Source organism: Viridibacillus sp. FSL E2-0187 (genome assembly GCF_038006425.1).
GTDB lineage: Bacteria > Bacillota > Bacilli > Bacillales_A > Planococcaceae > Viridibacillus > Viridibacillus arvi.
On record NZ_JBBOVG010000001.1, the window covers coordinates 745,825 to 762,432 of the forward strand.

Consider the following 16,608-nt stretch of genomic DNA (forward strand, 5'->3'; position numbering starts at 1 on the left):
ATGATACATAGTAGTAAAATATTACTCTTCCAATAAATCATCATTAGAAGTTATCTTATTTACTTTATCAGGTTGACTAGTAATAGTTTCACCTAAAGAGTTATCATCGTTTAATGCAGATGGATGAGTAATTTTAGCGCCCCCGCTCATGTCAAAAGTATTGCAAATAACAGAACCTATAATATCGAAGCCTGCTCCCATATTAATACTTGCAAGTGGTGCTAGAATATATTGATTAGTGACGACATTGGCTCCTCCGTCCATTAGTATCGAAGAACCGCCAGATAAAATATCACCTCTTATTGAAGCACCGCTACCTATGTGTAAATTAGCCTGTTTTGCATAAAGTGATCCGTATAATGTAGCGGCTCCATTGAATAATACTAAATCGGGCCCTTGATAGTATATAGTAGCCTGTTTTGTATTTTTTGAAGCTGTAAGTATATAACCCGAAAAGTCGGATATTTTATTCTTAACATATATAGATGCAGTCCCTTTATCTTGAATCTGTATTTTTCCAGGACTACTCAATTGTAATTCACTAGTATTAATAGTTAATGGTGTATTTCCGCTATTTAAATCTCCTTTAATAGATAATTTATTATTAATAACAAGGTGGACCCTTCCTGAATTTTCGATATCAAAGATTTTTGAAGAGTGGATATTCATATCATTGGCGTAGATAGTTAGGGAACCATTTCCTTTAATACTTAACTTAGATTGAATATCAAGTGTACCATCAATATAAAGATTTATGTCTGAGTTACCAATATCAATTGTAAATCCACTATTACTTGTTGTTATGTTAACATTAGCGAAGTGTTGATCTTTATGAATAGGGTATACATAATTATTGTAATACCAATTAGGTTCTAAATTTTTATCTTTAATTAAATAATAACGGTTTGTATATTCTACTGCATATTTATCTTCTTGATATCCAGGTATATTACTATTTGTATTAATTATAAATTTATCATCTGGGAAAATTGGTAATTCAGGTAAAGGTACATTTTGTACTAACAGTTTTTCTAATAGATCCCTATTGTGTAATGTGGCATAAGTTAAACAATCATTTTTAGATTTTGGTTTTAAACAAATTTCCGCTCCGCTGTTAGTCATCTTTAGCGAATTTTCTCCTGCTGTAGCAACTTGTCCAAAAATACTACCATTACTCATAAATAAACTACCTGTTGTATGGACAGCAAACTTGGAAATATAGTTTCCGTTGTTTCCGGGGTCGACATCTAATGAAACAGTAAAGTTTTGAGATAAAGTTCGTTTTTTATTGCTAGCAATTTTACCTGTGGATGTAATTTTATACTTTAATTCCTTATTACTTATGTTTTTAATTGAAACTGTTACAAAAGCCTCAGGAGCATTATCTCCGTTCTTTTCAAAATCAAGGAATGTTGTATTTGATAATGGGATTTTGAGTTGTACTTCTTTTAAAAATTCCTTTTCAAAATCAAATTTATCTCTTTCAGATTGCGTCTCGCCACGTTTTATTTCAGTAGAAAGAGAAAGGTATTTCGTTTTAGTATCTTCAAAAGCCGTATTTACAATTTGATTCAATTGTTCTCTTCGCTGTACTAACCCCGCCTCTGCAATATAGTACGTAGCTTGGTCAACTCGTTCTTTGTCTGAAAGCTTCATCGTGTTTGCGGTTGTGGTCAATAGTCCAAGGCCAAGTACTGAGATGACGACTAATACCATTAAAACAATGAGCAGAGTATAGCCATTTTCATTTTTTATTAGTTGATTATCTCTGAATTGTTTCCTCACTAGCTCCCACTCCTAACGACTATTTTTGTTTCTACTTTTTTTTCATCCAGATTTTCAATGATGATATGCCAAGCACTATCTTCTTTTTTGACACTAAAGCTTTTAATCTGAGAAGCAAAGGGTTCAGCATTTTTTGTGATACTTTCTGTACTTTCATCGAATTTATATTCTACGTTTTTTATTTTTATTCCATCATTAATAGAGCTAATATCAGTTGTTTTTCTCATTTCTTTTGTAATGACTTTTAAGACATATGAAACCTCATTAAGCTGTTGATTTTTATTTAATTGTTTGTCGTATTGTTTAGAACTGGACAATTGAACGTTGAATATTAAAGTAGCAACTATAGCAGTTAAGACAATCGTAGCAAGTATTTCTACTAATGACACACCTTTTTCGTTATTTACTATTTTCATCATTGTTTACCTCACTTCCATACGAATACATTTTCCATTTGTGCTTTCGGAGTAATCTCTTTGTTTTCATAGACAGTAATAATGATGTTCGTTAAGTTAGGTGCATTTGTGTTATTTTTAAGCTTTAATTTAATAGTATTTGTAGCTTCTGTTTTAATGAATTCGCTCCCATTACCTTCAAGTGTATAGCCTAAACTTTTAATGGCTTCTTCCCGATTGCTCTCCTTTTTACTCACTGCATAAGCTTTTTCCATTTCTGATTGTGCGATATATGTCGCATCTACAATATTTTCTGAGTTTTTCCCCGTTTTTGCTGTTTGGATAAAGAAGGTAAAAAAGGATGTTAGTAGAATTACTAATATAACGAAAGATGCCAAGACTTCAATAAGTGTGAATCCTTTTTCGTTTGAACGTATCTGCTTATAGAATTTCATCATTTTTAAAACCTCTTTCGTATGATTGATGGAATATATTTTTCAACAGTATGAGGTGATAAATAAAATAAAATATTAATAGAGAAGTAATATGTAAATATGAATGGTTCAAATAACCTGTTTTTAGGATTGAACTATATACTTATATCATACCTTCTTATATGATATATAGCATATGTTTTTAGTTGTAATATGTAAAATTAATTTTTAGTTGTGATAAAAGTCGTATCTTTTTGGATAATTTTTATTTATAATCTATTCTATAGTTATGGGAAATAAGTATATATAAAAATATCTATAATAGGAGAATTAGAATATGAGGTTTTTCACGAAAATAACAATAATTACCCTTTTAGTATTCGGTTTTCTTGTTTCGTTTGAATATAAAGGGGATAACGCATTAGCAGCTCCTAAGGGCTCTACTATAGGGAATGTTTCTATAGAGAATTTGTCTAAGGAAGATATGAAAAAAAAGTTAAATGCAGCTATTGATACATGGCAAGGTGGAGAAATATTGATAACGGTTGGGGAAAAAGAGATTTTATTGACTGGAGAAGATTTTCAATTCGATATAGATGCTTCTATTAAGCAATATGAACTTAGTATAGAGAAACCGTGGTATGCGTTTTGGGAAAAGAAAAGTATTGTACATGAGTCTTTAATTGTAGAAGCAAATTCTACTTTAAAAGAGAAAGTTGAAAACCAAACAAATCTAAAAGATGCAAATTTAATTACTCAAATTATTGAAGCTGCGTCTTATTTGAAGAGTTCACCAATTAAGGTTGAAGTGAACGATATATCAATCGATCATGCTGAACGAATTTCCTTTGAAACGATAGTTTTAAGAGATAGTCAAATCGCAGAAATTTCGAAAATTTTTGATCAATTAAATGGGTATTTAATTGAGCCAGAAAATGAAGTCTCATTTAATGGACTAATAGCTAATGCCTCTAACAATGAAAGTGCAATGACGATTGCAGCATCAGCTTTGCATAGTGCAGTAGTGCAAAGTAGCTTCGAAATATTGGAAAGGCATCAAGCCAACGAAATTCCAAGTTATGTGTATCCTGGGTATGAAGCTGTTGTTAATCCAATATTTAAAAGAGATTTTCGATTTGTATCCCATAGTAAAGTACCGGCGAAAATTGTTGCTACAGTAAAATCAGGTGAATTAAAAATTGAACTATATTCACTAAGAGGCAATCCAAAAGTGTCCGTCTTTGAAGAGGATAAAAAGATTGTTAAACCCCGTACTATTTATCGATATTCTTCTTATTTAGAAGAAGGAGAAAGAGAGATAGCTCAACAATCAGAGGCAGGTCTACAACTATTAATTTTTCGCACAGTCACTATTGATAATGGAAATGAAAAGACAGAATTAATCAGTCAAAATTACTATGCTCCACAAAATGAAATCATTGAGCTGTCATCAAAACAAACAGCGGTTGATTTGAATACTACAAGCGAAGAAGAAGTTTCAGAAGAATGTAATGTGGATGATACCTCAGATGTCTGTAAACCTACAACTACTAAACGAAAAAAAGCAACTAAAAGTAAAAATGGTAGTCCTGTTCCTGAAGGAAGCTACTATACCGAAACAGGAGATATTGTTACACCTAGTACTAAATAAGGTGGCGAAGAGGTGAGGGGAAAATGAGTAGAGTAAAAAGAAAAAGACTCGGGGATTTATTAGTAGAAGCTAACGCAATTACTCAGGAGCAGTTAGATTATGCTCTAAAAAGTAGAAGTGTAAATGAGAGACTCGGAGATTTTCTAATTAGAGAAAATTTACTAACTGAGCAACTTTTAATTGAAGTACTAGAATTCCAATTAGGCGTACCTCATATTAGTATTAGTCAATATGCAATTGAACCGGAACTCATTCAACTAGTACCAAAAGAGTTAGCTAAACGTGCGTTATTAATGCCTTTGACGCGTGAAAAGAATAAGTTACTCATTGCTATGGCTGATCCTATGGATTATTTCGCTATTGAAGAAGTTCGTATGGTGACGGGCTGCCAAATAGAAACGAGTATTGCGACGAAGGATGATTTATATCGTTCTATTTCTAAATACTATGATCTACAGGAAACAATGGATGCTGCGTTGAATGATTTTATCCCATTAGAAAAAGATGAAGAAACAGAAATTTTTGATGACGATTCTCCTATTGTTAAGTTAGTTAACCAAATTATCTCGAATGCTGTTGTTCAAAGAGCTAGTGATATTCACTTTGACCCTCATGAAACAGAACTGCGTATTCGGTTACGTATTGATGGTGTATTAAAAACTGAGCGTTCCCTTCCAAAACATATGCAAAATATGATTATCGCTCGTATTAAGATAATGGGGAATTTGAATATTACAGAAAATCGCTTACCCCAGGATGGGCGAATAAAGGCGAATATCAATCTTCATCCAATTGATATTCGATTATCTACGTTACCAACAATTTATGGAGAAAAAGTTGTTATGCGCGTATTGGATTTGAATAACTCACACGGAGATATTCAAAAACTGGGTTTTTCAGATAATAACTTAGTACATTTTAAAGATATAATTTCTAAACCGAATGGAATTGTACTTATTACAGGTCCAACTGGTTCCGGTAAATCTTCTACATTATCTGCGACATTGCATCATCTAAATGGTGAAGATGTCAATATCGTGACAGTTGAGGATCCAGTTGAATATCAAATGGATGGTGTAAATCAAATTCAAGTTCGTGAAGAAATAGGATTGACGTTTGCTACTGGCCTAAGATCTATTTTACGTCAAGATCCAGACATCGTCATGATAGGTGAAATTCGAGATTTAGAAACAGCGCAAATAGCGACTCGTGCATCCTTAACCGGTCACTTAGTACTAAGTACATTACATACGAATAGTGCTGTTGAATCTATCTCTAGATTGATTGATATGGGAATTGAGCCGTTTTTAATTTCATCTTCAGTTGTCGGAGTTGTGGCACAGCGTCTTGTTAGAAGAGTCTGTCGAGATTGTGTTGAGGATCATGACTTATCTTTACAAGAACAGGAGATTTTTTTGAAACATAATGTACATGTTGAAAGAGTAAAGCGTGGTAAAGGATGTCCTTCATGTAATAAGACGGGATATAGAGGGCGACTTGCAATTCATGAAATACTCGTAGTTGATGATTATATAAAAGAATTGATACTAGATAAAGCAGGGATTGCAACGATTAAAAAGGAAATGTATAACAAAGGCTATCGAACATTATTAGAAGATGGACTGTTAAAGGTGGCAGAGGGTGTAACAACGACAGAAGAAATATTACGTGTAGCAACTGATAATTAGGATGTGAGGAAATGGCGAAATCTATTTTAGAATTACTAACTTATGCGGATGATAATGACGCTTCGGATTTACATGTAACTGTAGGTGTTCCTCCGCATTATCGTATTAACGGTCAATTGCAGCCGTATGGAGAAGATAATCTGACACCTGATGAATTAGAGTTGATGATTAAAGAAATTCTTCCACCGCATCGTCAGGAGGAGTATGAAATAAAAGGTGAAGTTGATTTCAACTACTCACTCCCAGGAAGATGTCGTTTCCGTATGAACGCCTATCATCAGCGTAATAGCTGCACATTAGCAGCACGTAAAATTACATCTGAAATTCCAACAATTGAACAATTAGGTATGCCGGAAGTATTGAAAAATTTATGTAGTAAACCCCAAGGGCTCATACTTGTAACAGGACCAACAGGCTCAGGTAAATCTACAACTCTAGCTGCAATGATTGACTATATTAACACAAATAATGCGAAACATATTATTACGCTAGAAGATCCGATTGAATATTTGCATAAACATAAAAAGTCGATTGTAAATCAAAGAGAAGTAGGTACTGATACGAATAGTTTTGCAAACGGTTTGCGAGCAGCTCTTCGTCAAGATCCAGACATTATTCTAGTAGGAGAAATGCGTGATCACGAAACGATTTCAACAGCAATTACAGCTGCTGAAACAGGACATTTAGTTATGGCGACATTGCATACAAGTAGTGCACCTACGACAATTGACCGAATTATCGACGTCTTCCCACCTCATCAGCAAAGTCAAATTCGTATTCAGCTAGCGAATGTGTTACAAGGTATTATTTCACAGCGTCTATTTAAACGAATAGACAAGCCAGGTAGAGTAGCAGCAACAGAAATTTTAGTACATACTCCATCTGTTTCTAATTTAATACGAAACGATAAGGTGCATCAAATTCCGAATATTATGCAAACAAATCGAGCGCTTGGCATGCATACGATTGATAGTTCTATTCAACAGCTTTTAACGAAGAAAATAATAGATTTTGAAATCGCCAAAACGTATTTGAATGCAGGTGAATTTGGATGACAGTATATCGCTATAGTGGTCGGTCATCAAAGGGGTCTGCAGAGAAAGGGATTATTGAAGCTGGCTCCAAGCAATTAGCCGTGAAAAAATTACGAGAACAAGGCATTAACCCTCGACAAATTGAAGAGTCCAAAAGTATTTTGCACAAGGATTTATCGCTTGGTAATGGAGTGAAAAATGAGGACTTTGTTATTTATTGTCGTCAATTTGCGACGCTAATCCGTGCAGGTATATCGATCGTAGAAGCAACACGGATATTAAGTGCGCAAACGTCTAGTAAGACGCTTAAAAAAGCTTTGAATGGAGTGGAGGAGGATATTCGCTCCGGTATTGCTTTTTCTGCTTCAGCGGCGAAATATCCAAAGGTCTTCCCGACGCTCTTTATCAATATGATGAAGGCTGGGGAAGCGACAGGTAATTTAGATGACACATTAGAACGAATGGCTTTTAGCTATGAGAAATCTTTTAAGTTACAGAAGAAAATTCAATCGGCTATGACTTATCCGGTTGTGTTAGTCATCTTAATCGTTTTGGTGGCCGTTTTTATGCTGCTATGGCTTGTCCCGAGATTTACAGCGTCCTTTGCTAGTTTTGGCGCTGAACTACCAGCCATTACATTGATTGTCCTAGCATTTAGCGATGCTTTAAAAAAATTCTGGTGGCTATTTTTACTCGTAACTATAGTTGCAATCGGAGGATTTGCTTTTCTATTTAAGAATAATGAAAAATTTAAATTTATGACGCACTATGTCCTATTGAAAATGCCGATTTTCGGAAAAGTACTGCAAAAATCGGCAATTGCTCGTATGACTAGAACGTTATCAACCTTATTTAGTAGCTCTGTACCTATATTAAGTGCTTTAGCCATAGTTGAGAAAATTATCGGTAACCCTGTTATAGAAGAAGTGATTAGCGAATCTAAAAGTTCATTAGAAAAAGGAAGTCCACTAGCGCAGCCATTAGAGAAAAGCTGGGTATTTCCGCCACTCGTAACGCAAATGGTTGCTATCGGAGAGCAAACGGGTTCCCTAGATTATATGTTAGAAAAAATTGCGGAGTTTTACGAAGATGACGTGGATCGCACAGTCGATTCGTTGAAGTCTTTAATAGAACCATTAATGATTTTACTTCTAGCAGCTATTGTTGGATTTATCGTAGCAGCCATTATGCTACCGATGTTTAGTTTATATGAACAAATCTAATAGAAATTAATTGAAAGGAGGTGAAAGGGAAAATGACACCTGAGCAAGTACAACTAACTTCTAAGGATCAACTTACATATACAGAAAAAGGAGGTTTTATCATGAATAAGATCAAAAAAATGATGAAAAATGAAAGAGGTATGACTTTAATCGAGCTTTTAGCTGTAATCGTTATTATCGCTATTATCGCATTAATCGCTATTCCTGCGATTGGGAATATTATTAATAACTCTCATGATAAAGCGATTTTAGCTGATGCTTCAAGTATTATTTCAGGAGCGAAAATTGCAATAGCAGATGGTGAATGTCCAGAAGATACATGCTCGGCAGAAGTATTGGAAAATTTCGTAACTAAACCCGGTGTGAAGTTAGAGGATGTAAGTGTAAAGTTTGAAAAAAATGAATACACTTTAACTTATAGTGAATTAGGTAATATGAAAGGGAAATTAGAAGGAAAGGTTAAGTCACCGATTACAAGCGATGAACTAGCAAAAATAATGAAAAATAATAATGTGAAAGATGAAGGAGAGTAGTGAAAATTTACAGCAGCCCCAGCTGCTGTATTCCCTTTAATCTTTCGTTGAAGAAAGCCATAGCACTTCAAATGTACTCTTGGCTTTCTCCACCGAAGTATTAAAGCTTTTCGATGTGGGAGGTACTCTGATGATATTTAAGAAGAAAAAGCGACAGCTGTCACTTATATATAATGATTATGCAATGCATATGTTAGCAGTCAGTTCAAATGATTTAGCGCAGTCTACAATAGAAGGAATTCCTTTAGATGAAGGTATTGTGGTGGATGGTGTCATTGAGGATGAGCTTTCTTTTTTTGAGATACTAAAGGAGCAAGTAAAAAAATATGGTCTTAAAGGCCAAAATGTACGCTTTTTTGTGCCAGATAGTACAGTTATGATGAAGGTAATTGATCATCCGCAGGAATTAAAGGAAGAAGAAGCGATTAAAGAATATGTAGAGATGGAGCTAGGACGTTCAATTCACCTACCATTTGAAGATGCGCTTATAGATATTTATGATGCACAGGCTGGGGATGGCAAGGCGACTTTATTTGCTACGAGTGCAGATGAGATTCAGAAGTTGACGGGGCTATTAGATGATTCTGGCTTAACGCCTGTTGTAGCAGATATTAAAGCGATTTCTAATCTGCGTTTGCTGGAGATAGTTATGCCGAATATACATAAAAGCATTACGCTAATCACGGATTGGTCTATTAATGAGCTCTCATTAACAATTTATTCGCAAGGGGAAGTCGAATTTTTACGTTATCAAACGATTAATACAGAGCGTAGTAAATGGTACCCTAAACAAACGGAAGATGCCTTTGTCTATGCCTACAGTGATGATGTGATGAACTATAAAACAGCATTAATGGAGCCGTTATCAGAAATTGATCGTATTTTAAACTTTTATCACTACTCTTTAAATAAAGGCGAAAAAAGCGTAGGGAATATTGTTGTTATAGGAGATTCTCCTGAGTTGCCTTATATAATTGATATGCTAGAAAGTCAATTAAATTTGCCTATACATACTTTAAAAGATTCGGTGATTACTAGTAAGTTTCCTAACTTTAAGGCATCTCAATCAAGTTTAATTGGTTTAGCCTTAAAGGAGGTAGAGTAGGTTATGATTCCAGATATTAATCTCTTACCTAAGATAGAAAGAAAAAAGACGCATAGTCTATTTTTATGGTTATTTATAGCTGTCGTTTGTTTATTACTTATTGCTATTGGGGTAAAATATTTCTCTTTAAAAAGTGAGATTGAAACCTTGACCTCAGAGCAACAAAGTTTATCAACAGAAATTAATAGTTATAAAGGACAAATCGCTAATATTCAGAAGCAATCACAAGGTACTCTTGCTCAATCTGTACAATTTGTTGAATCGATTTCATACCCAGTTACACCTATAATTGATAGTTTAGAAGGTCATCTTGAATCGTACGAAAAGCTTACCGACATTAAGTACGGTGCTGAAGGTATTGCAGTGACAATCGATTTTGAAACACTTAACGATGTATCTCTATATGTTCAAAAATTATTAATGGATCATTTATATACTGATGTCCAAATTGAAAAAGTAACGGCTTTTAAACCAGAAAAAAACGAGTATAATAATGCCGATTTAGATGAAGATTTAGTCCCCCGCTATACAGCAGAGTTTAAATTGGCTATTAGTAATTCAGATTTACTTGCGGAGGTAGGGCGTCCATGAATTCTTTAGGGAGTAATAAGAAATCAGCTTATATTCTAATCGGAATACTTGTTATCACAATCTTATGTGCTATCTTTTATTATGCTGTGTATCCAAAAATGGAGGAAAGTAATTCATTGAAATATCAAATTGCGGATATGAGGAAAGAGGCAGCCACTCTAGATGAACAACTTGACTTAATAAAGGACGAACAAAAAGCCAACGAGAAAAGTATGAGTGAACTTAAAACGAAAGTACCGTTAGATCGTGATTTGAGTAATGTGATTAATGCTATTGAACAAGTGGAATTAGTAAGCGAAACAAATGTACTTGACGTTACATTTAATAATTATGATGAGGCTGTGAAAGAAACAATCGAAACGAACGATACCTCAACTAATAAGGAACCACAAAATCAAGGAAATAGTGATAATGTAAACGGTAATGATGAGAAAGAAACGTCGGTTACCCCGATTTCACCGATTGCATCTAGTAGTCTACCAGAAGCACTAAAACTAATAACGATGACGCTATCGATTAGTGCAAAGGATAAAAAAGGAATAAGAGCTTTTTTTAAGGAAGTCGAAGTATTGCCTCGTATTATGCGTATTGACTCTGTAGAGTACGAGATACCAAATACAGATGTACAAAATTCAGAGGTAGAAGAAGCGCTTCAAGCAACCGTACAACTCACAGTATTCTATTATGAGGGTTCAGTAGAAGAATAAACTTTAATAAGAGGGATATACATGATAATTGTTTATGCACTATTCTTTTTTATATTTGGTCTAGTTTTTGGTTCGTTTTTTAATGTCGTTGGGTTAAGAGTACCTAAGGGAGAGTCTATTGTTCGCCCACCTTCACATTGTACAAATTGTCAAAGGCAGTTAACAGCTAAGGACTTAGTGCCTGTTTTATCCTTTTTGTTTTTGAAGGGGAAATGTAGAAATTGCGATGCAAAACTTCATTGGGTATACCCGTTGATGGAATTTTTGACAGGTTTTTTATTTACATTGGCATATTTAGAATTGGGGTTAAAACCTGAATTAATTATTGCACTATTATTTATTTCCCTATTAATCATTATTACAGTTTCAGATATTGCGTATATGCTGATTCCTAATAAGGTTTTATTATTTTTTGGGGCGCTCTTAGTGGTTGGACGTATTTTCATCCAGTCAGAGCCATGGTGGGACAGTGTTGTTGGAGCATTTGGTGGATTTTTAATATTATTACTCGTTGCTATCCTGTCGAAAGGTGGTATAGGGGGAGGGGATATTAAATTATTTTTCATCATTGGACTAGTACTTGGTATTTTTTCGACATTACTTGCGTTATTTTTGGCTGCTGTTATTGGTTTAGTAACAGGTGTTGTACTATTAATCTACCGAAAGCAAGGGCGTAAAACTCCAATTCCTTTCGGTCCGTCGATTGCAGTGGCAAGTATTATTGCTTATTTCTATGGTGAACAAATTCTCGAATGGTATATGAATTTGTTATTTTAACAAGATAAATTTTGTAGACAGGACGACAGGAGTCTTGTCTTTTTTTATGGTTATCATGCTACGGTTAATAGAGGGGTGATGACATGAAATTTGAATCCAGAAATAATAAAAAAATGCTGCTCTTGTCTATGGTGCATGGTGTGATTATTGGTGTGGCAGGAGTATTTCTATTTTTCATTGCATTGCATTTTTTTGATGGACAGGCAGATAAGCAAGTTACTAACGATAAGAAAACTGCAACAAAAACGACAACAACTGCTAAGGCTGATGACAAAGCATATACCTTTTATGCTCAACAGTATGGTGTTTTTTCAAGTGAGCAATCCGCAACGGAATTTTTAGGTACTAATCCAAAACTATATACGAGTGCTATTGTTTCATTTGGAGGTCAATATTTTGTATGGTCTGCTGTTGGAACGAAGGAAAAGGAAATTAAAGAAAGAGTAGATAAAGATTCATTCGTAAAAAAGATTAGCTTTAGCGGTGCTAAATGTGAAAGTCCAGCACTTGTCGAAATGCCCAAAGTACTGAGTGCATCAAAAGTGTCAAAGTTTACTTTTGAAGGCTCTAAGAAAAAGATTGATCCACCTTCTAATTGGACTTCGAACATTGAAGCGGTATCAAAGGTTTCAGACGATATTTTAGTAATCAGATTACAGTTAATTAGCCACTATACAGCACAGAACAAATGTCTCAAGATTGGGTTTTAAGGTGTTAAAACCCATCAAATCTTAGTTTTAACACTTTTGAAAAAAATGTCATTTCGATTATGATGTCAAAAAAGGAGGGAATTGAAATGACTTTAAATCCGATAACGACTATTATTCTAGTGAGCCCAAAAGGCAATGCTGAAGATATTTTTGCTCGTATTAAAATACCTTATGAGGTTGAGTATCATCATGTAGCCATTGATTATCCTTCAACTACATCACCTTTAGATTTTACTGTTTACTGCTCTTTTGTGACTTTGTGGCGTCAATTTATGGTAGAGCGTAATAAGGTATATATTTCGACGAAAAGAACCGTTAGCATTGATGGTGAAATTATTAGCCCCCCTACTACTAGACAGGCTGCATATCGTTATTTAGCTAAACTATCAAATCGTCAACATATTGTAACGACAGCGATTGCAGTTAGATATCTTGGACAGGTAACAATGGTTGTAGTTGAGTCCAAAGTAACGATGAAAAAATTATCTCAAAAAATAATTGAATATTATGTTGAAACCGGGGAACCTTTTGAGCATGATATTGGTTATAATATACAAGGATTAGGGGCAAATATAACGGAATCTATTGAGGGGGATTTTGATAATGTCGCTGGATTACCAATTGACGCTTTGCAAGAGCATCTAATTAGCAAAAAGATTCTCGTTGTAAAGGAAGGGGAGATAGTCGATGTCTACTGACACTATTAAACCAATGATGATCCGTGATGTGCATCAAGATGACCGTCCTAGGGAACGCTTAAAGAGACAAGGAGCAGAGAGTTTATCGAACCAGGAGCTTATCGCAATATTATTAAGGACAGGAACGAAGGAAGAATCTGTTTTACATATTGCAAATCGAGTTTTAACTTCTTTCGAACAGCTTCACGAATTAAAGCATGCAGCCATTGAAGAAATCACGTCTGTAAAAGGAATTGGAGAGGCAAAAGCGATTCAACTACTAGCTGCTATTGAACTTGGTAGAAGAATGTCGCAACAGCGAATAGAAGATCGCTATACTATCCGGTCTCCTCAAGATGCGGCTACATACTTAATGGCTGATATGACTGCTTTACTACAAGAGCATTTCGTAGTGTTGTTTTTGAATGTTAAAAACCAAATTATTCATAAGCAAACGATCTTCATTGGTAGTTTAAATGCTAGTATCGTTCACCCACGTGAAATTTTTCGTGAAGCTGTTAAACGCTCTGCTGCTTCGCTTGTTTGTGCGCATAATCATCCCTCAGGCAACCCCGCTCCTTCACCAGAAGATATTGAAGTTACAAAAAGAATCCAGGAAGCCGGCTATATAATAGGTATAGAGCTTTTAGACCATGTCATAATTGGGGACCACCAATTTATAAGTTTAAAGGAGAAAGGGTACATGTAACACTGTAATTTTTCATTCCTTTCCGTTATAATAAAACTTATGATTTTATGACAGCTAAGAAAGTTATGGCTATAGAGAAAGGAAGAACATAATAGTGTTTGGATTAGGTGGGAAAGATGTCGGGATTGACCTCGGCACAGCAAATACATTGGTATTTATTAAAGGAAAAGGAATCGTACTCAGAGAGCCTTCTGTAGTTGCGAAAAATACAAAAACAGGTGAAATCGTAGCAGTAGGTAACGATGCAAAAAATATGATTGGACGTACTCCAGGTTCAATCGTAGCAATCCGCCCAATGAAAGATGGCGTTATAGCTGATTTTGATATTACTACTACTATGATTCAATATTATTTACGTGAGGCTATGAAATCTTCAGGTGGTAACTGGAAGAAGCCGAATGTGATGATTTGTGTACCTTATGGTATTACATCTGTTGAACAACGTGCTGTAATAGATGCATCTCGTCAAGCAGGCGCGAAAGATGCTTTCACAATTGAAGAACCATTTGCAGCAGCAATTGGTGCTAACTTACCAGTTTGGGAACCAACAGGTAGTATGGTTGTTGATATCGGCGGTGGTACTACTGAAGTTGCTGTTATCTCATTAGGTGGTATCGTGACAAGTGAATCTGTACGTGTTGCGGGTGATGCAATGGATCAAGCCATTACAGCTTATATTCGTAAATCATATAATTTAACAATTGGTGAACGTACTTCAGAATCTATTAAAATGGAAATTGGTTCTGCTAGCACTGAAGGTCCTGAAGAGCGTATGGAAATCCGCGGACGTGATTTAGTAACTGGTTTACCAAAAACAATTGAAATTTCTTCTATCGAAATTGCTGAAGCATTACGTGAATCTATCGCTGCTATTATCGATGGCGTTAAGAAAACATTAGAGCAAACTCCTCCAGAGCTTTCTGCTGATGTTATGGAACGCGGAATTGTATTAACTGGTGGTGGAGCACTACTGAAAAGCTTAGATAAAGTTATCAGTAGCGAAACTAATATGCCAGTATTTATTGCTGAAAACCCGCTAGATTGTGTTGCAATTGGTACTGGTATGGCGTTAGATCATATCGATTTAGTACGTCGTCAACAAACGAAAGGTTAAGGAGGTTTAGGCAATGCCACAGTTTTTCTCGAATAAGCGATTAATTTTGCTGCTTGTCGGCGTAATTTTCCTCGTGGCATTGATTAGCTTCTCCTTACGCGATCGTCAAAACGCCTCGCTTCCTGAACAAATTATTAAAGATACAGTCGGTTTTGGACAATCTCTAGTGTCCAAACCGGCTCACTACATAACAGGAATCTTTAATAATGTCGATGCATTATTAAACACGTATGATGAAAACAAAAGATTAAAATCGCGTTTGGAAGAATTTGCAGTACTGCAGGGCGAAGTCAATGATTTGAAGATTGAAAATGACAAGCTACGAGCTATAATTGACAAAAAAGAGGATTTGAAGAAATTTAATCCAATTCAAGCAACTGTTATTGCACGAAATCCTGATCAATGGGAAGAAAAATTGATTTTGGACCAAGGTACTATGGATGGAATTAAAGTCAACATGGCTGTAAGAACATCAGAAGGTTTAATTGGTAAAATCGTGCAAACGACACCGTATACATCAGAAGTAGAGTTATTGACTACCAATAATCCTAATTATCGTGTATCAGCAGTTGTTGCAAATAAAAAACAAGTATTTGGCCTAATAGAAGGTTTTGATGGGAAACGTAACGAATTAATACTAAAACGTATTGACTCTAGTTTAAAAGTGAAAAAAGGCGATAAAGTTATGACATCTGGTTTAGGTGGTATTTTCCCGAAAGGTATTCTAATTGGGGAAGTAACAAAAGTTACTACGGATGATTATGGTTTAACAAAACTTGCTTATGTGAAACCAGCTGCTAACTTTTCAATGCTTGATCATGTTATTATTGCGAAAAGAGAATCTATTAATATTGATGGTTCTGATGGTAATAGTACAAACAATGACGAAACAAATAAGACTACTACTAACACGACTGGGGATGGAGAATGATGGTACGTTTTCTAATTCCTCTAGTCGCTGTTGTTTTGTTCTTTTTGGAAACTGAATTCGCCCTATTTTCACCGATTGAGTGGAAGGGTGAGTTAGTTTATTTAGTGCCGAGATTTTTAATATTATATTTGATATTTCTTTCGATTTACTACAATCGAAAACGAGCTATGCTATATGGATTAATTTTTGGGCTCTTGTATGATATCTTCTACATTGATATTATTGGATTATATTCATTTTTGTACCCATTTATTTGTTTTATAGCAGGTTCTACAGTAAAATATATCCATCAGCATTTATTTGTAACAACAACATTATCGTTACTATTAGTCGCGTTATTAGAGATTATCTTACATCAATTTTTCTTAATAATTTCATTCACGACTATTCCATTTTCAGAATTTTTAAATCAGCGTTTAATACCAACAATGATTGCGAACTCAATTTTCCTAATCATGCTTGGTTGGACGTTTAGATATTTAATACAAGCGCGCGTATTGCAAAAAGCAAATCAATCCATTTTATAAAAAAATCGTGAGGTGAC

18 protein-coding genes are annotated in these 16,608 nt (G+C 34.9%); 15 read left to right on the forward strand and 3 right to left on the reverse strand.

Features of this window, described 5'->3' with window-relative positions:
- Window positions 1–21 precede the first annotated feature (21 nt).
- Genes MHH85_RS03515 through MHH85_RS03525 form a run of 3 tightly spaced genes read right to left on the reverse strand, consistent with a single transcriptional unit; the run spans window position 22 to window position 2,638 of the window.
- Complete coding sequence (locus tag MHH85_RS03515) at window positions 22–1,785, reverse strand: DUF7305 domain-containing protein (protein ID WP_340705963.1); 1,764 nt, start codon at window positions 1,783–1,785, stop codon at window positions 22–24.
- On the reverse strand, window positions 1,785–2,204 hold the full coding sequence (locus tag MHH85_RS03520; RefSeq protein ID WP_340705964.1) for a PulJ/GspJ family protein: 420 nt from the start codon (window positions 2,202–2,204) through the stop codon (window positions 1,785–1,787). Before MHH85_RS03520 ends, MHH85_RS03515 begins: the two co-directional genes overlap by 1 nt.
- 8 nt (window positions 2,205–2,212) lie before the next feature.
- The gene (locus MHH85_RS03525; RefSeq protein WP_340705965.1) at window positions 2,213–2,638 is read right to left on the reverse strand and encodes a type IV pilus modification PilV family protein; all 426 of its coding nucleotides are present in this window, start codon (window positions 2,636–2,638) and stop codon (window positions 2,213–2,215) included.
- Window positions 2,639–2,951: 313 nt separating this feature from the next.
- On the opposite strand from MHH85_RS03525, the gene MHH85_RS03530 reads away from it, so the two are divergent.
- From MHH85_RS03530 to mreD, 15 genes are all read left to right on the forward strand, one after another.
- Complete coding sequence (locus MHH85_RS03530; RefSeq protein ID WP_340705966.1) at window positions 2,952–4,265, forward strand: VanW family protein; 1,314 nt, start codon at window positions 2,952–2,954, stop codon at window positions 4,263–4,265.
- 23 nt (window positions 4,266–4,288) lie between these two features.
- Window positions 4,289–5,953, forward strand: coding sequence for a GspE/PulE family protein (locus MHH85_RS03535; protein ID WP_340705967.1), 1,665 nt, complete (start codon window positions 4,289–4,291; stop codon window positions 5,951–5,953).
- Window positions 5,954–5,964: 11 nt separating this feature from the next.
- Window positions 5,965–7,008, forward strand: coding sequence for a type IV pilus twitching motility protein PilT (locus MHH85_RS03540; protein ID WP_340705968.1), 1,044 nt, complete (start codon window positions 5,965–5,967; stop codon window positions 7,006–7,008).
- Window positions 7,005–8,210, forward strand: a complete 1,206-nt coding sequence (locus tag MHH85_RS03545; protein ID WP_340705969.1) for a type II secretion system F family protein — start codon at window positions 7,005–7,007, stop codon at window positions 8,208–8,210. Before MHH85_RS03540 ends, MHH85_RS03545 begins: the two co-directional genes overlap by 4 nt.
- Window positions 8,211–8,311: 101 nt before the next feature.
- The gene (locus tag MHH85_RS03550) at window positions 8,312–8,743 is read left to right on the forward strand and encodes a prepilin-type N-terminal cleavage/methylation domain-containing protein (protein WP_340705970.1); all 432 of its coding nucleotides are present in this window, start codon (window positions 8,312–8,314) and stop codon (window positions 8,741–8,743) included.
- A 130-nt stretch (window positions 8,744–8,873) separates the two neighbouring features.
- Window positions 8,874–9,848 (forward strand): type IV pilus biogenesis protein PilM, encoded by a 975-nt coding sequence (gene pilM, locus MHH85_RS03555; protein ID WP_340705971.1) that lies wholly within the window; start codon window positions 8,874–8,876, stop codon window positions 9,846–9,848.
- 3 nt (window positions 9,849–9,851) lie between these two features.
- Complete coding sequence (locus tag MHH85_RS03560) at window positions 9,852–10,439, forward strand: PilN domain-containing protein (RefSeq protein WP_340705972.1); 588 nt, start codon at window positions 9,852–9,854, stop codon at window positions 10,437–10,439.
- The gene (locus tag MHH85_RS03565; RefSeq protein ID WP_340705973.1) at window positions 10,436–11,146 is read left to right on the forward strand and encodes a hypothetical protein; all 711 of its coding nucleotides are present in this window, start codon (window positions 10,436–10,438) and stop codon (window positions 11,144–11,146) included. Before MHH85_RS03560 ends, MHH85_RS03565 begins: the two co-directional genes overlap by 4 nt.
- Window positions 11,147–11,167: 21 nt before the next feature.
- Window positions 11,168–11,923 carry a prepilin peptidase gene (locus MHH85_RS03570; RefSeq protein WP_340705974.1) on the forward strand — a complete coding sequence of 252 codons (756 nt, stop codon included), beginning with the start codon at window positions 11,168–11,170 and terminating at the stop codon, window positions 11,921–11,923.
- 83 nt (window positions 11,924–12,006) lie between these two features.
- Window positions 12,007–12,633, forward strand: coding sequence for a hypothetical protein (locus MHH85_RS03575; protein WP_193740580.1), 627 nt, complete (start codon window positions 12,007–12,009; stop codon window positions 12,631–12,633).
- A gap of 86 nt (window positions 12,634–12,719) precedes the next feature.
- Window positions 12,720–13,331, forward strand: a complete 612-nt coding sequence (locus MHH85_RS03580) for a Maf family protein (RefSeq protein ID WP_193740579.1) — start codon at window positions 12,720–12,722, stop codon at window positions 13,329–13,331.
- The gene (gene radC / locus MHH85_RS03585; RefSeq protein WP_053416484.1) at window positions 13,321–14,019 is read left to right on the forward strand and encodes a RadC family protein; all 699 of its coding nucleotides are present in this window, start codon (window positions 13,321–13,323) and stop codon (window positions 14,017–14,019) included. The genes MHH85_RS03580 and radC overlap by 11 nt, the downstream gene beginning before the upstream one ends.
- Window positions 14,020–14,113: 94 nt before the next feature.
- Window positions 14,114–15,133 (forward strand): rod shape-determining protein, encoded by a 1,020-nt coding sequence (locus tag MHH85_RS03590; RefSeq protein WP_053416483.1) that lies wholly within the window; start codon window positions 14,114–14,116, stop codon window positions 15,131–15,133.
- Between the two features lie 13 nt (window positions 15,134–15,146).
- Entirely contained in the window at window positions 15,147–16,064 is a 918-nt protein-coding gene (mreC, locus tag MHH85_RS03595) for a rod shape-determining protein MreC (protein WP_053416482.1), read from the forward strand.
- On the forward strand, window positions 16,064–16,591 hold the full coding sequence (mreD, locus tag MHH85_RS03600; RefSeq protein ID WP_193740577.1) for a rod shape-determining protein MreD: 528 nt from the start codon (window positions 16,064–16,066) through the stop codon (window positions 16,589–16,591). Before mreC ends, mreD begins: the two co-directional genes overlap by 1 nt.
- Window positions 16,592–16,608 lie beyond the last annotated feature (17 nt).

Coding starts and splice junctions, on each gene's coding strand:
- MHH85_RS03520 (WP_340705964.1), bottom strand. CDS start 2,204: ATGATGAAAATAGTAAATAACGAAAAAGGTGTGTCATTAGTAGAAATA.
- MHH85_RS03525 (WP_340705965.1), bottom strand. CDS start 2,638: ATGATGAAATTCTATAAGCAGATACGTTCAAACGAAAAAGGATTCACA.
- MHH85_RS03530 (WP_340705966.1), top strand. CDS start 2,952: ATGAGGTTTTTCACGAAAATAACAATAATTACCCTTTTAGTATTCGGT.
- MHH85_RS03535 (WP_340705967.1), top strand. CDS start 4,289: ATGAGTAGAGTAAAAAGAAAAAGACTCGGGGATTTATTAGTAGAAGCT.
- MHH85_RS03540 (WP_340705968.1), top strand. CDS start 5,965: ATGGCGAAATCTATTTTAGAATTACTAACTTATGCGGATGATAATGAC.
- MHH85_RS03545 (WP_340705969.1), top strand. CDS start 7,005: ATGACAGTATATCGCTATAGTGGTCGGTCATCAAAGGGGTCTGCAGAG.
- MHH85_RS03550 (WP_340705970.1), top strand. CDS start 8,312: ATGAATAAGATCAAAAAAATGATGAAAAATGAAAGAGGTATGACTTTA.
- pilM (WP_340705971.1), top strand. CDS start 8,874: ATGATATTTAAGAAGAAAAAGCGACAGCTGTCACTTATATATAATGAT.
- MHH85_RS03560 (WP_340705972.1), top strand. CDS start 9,852: ATGATTCCAGATATTAATCTCTTACCTAAGATAGAAAGAAAAAAGACG.
- MHH85_RS03565 (WP_340705973.1), top strand. CDS start 10,436: ATGAATTCTTTAGGGAGTAATAAGAAATCAGCTTATATTCTAATCGGA.
- MHH85_RS03570 (WP_340705974.1), top strand. CDS start 11,168: ATGATAATTGTTTATGCACTATTCTTTTTTATATTTGGTCTAGTTTTT.
- MHH85_RS03575 (WP_193740580.1), top strand. CDS start 12,007: ATGAAATTTGAATCCAGAAATAATAAAAAAATGCTGCTCTTGTCTATG.
- MHH85_RS03580 (WP_193740579.1), top strand. CDS start 12,720: ATGACTTTAAATCCGATAACGACTATTATTCTAGTGAGCCCAAAAGGC.
- radC (WP_053416484.1), top strand. CDS start 13,321: ATGTCTACTGACACTATTAAACCAATGATGATCCGTGATGTGCATCAA.
- mreC (WP_053416482.1), top strand. CDS start 15,147: ATGCCACAGTTTTTCTCGAATAAGCGATTAATTTTGCTGCTTGTCGGC.
- mreD (WP_193740577.1), top strand. CDS start 16,064: ATGGTACGTTTTCTAATTCCTCTAGTCGCTGTTGTTTTGTTCTTTTTG.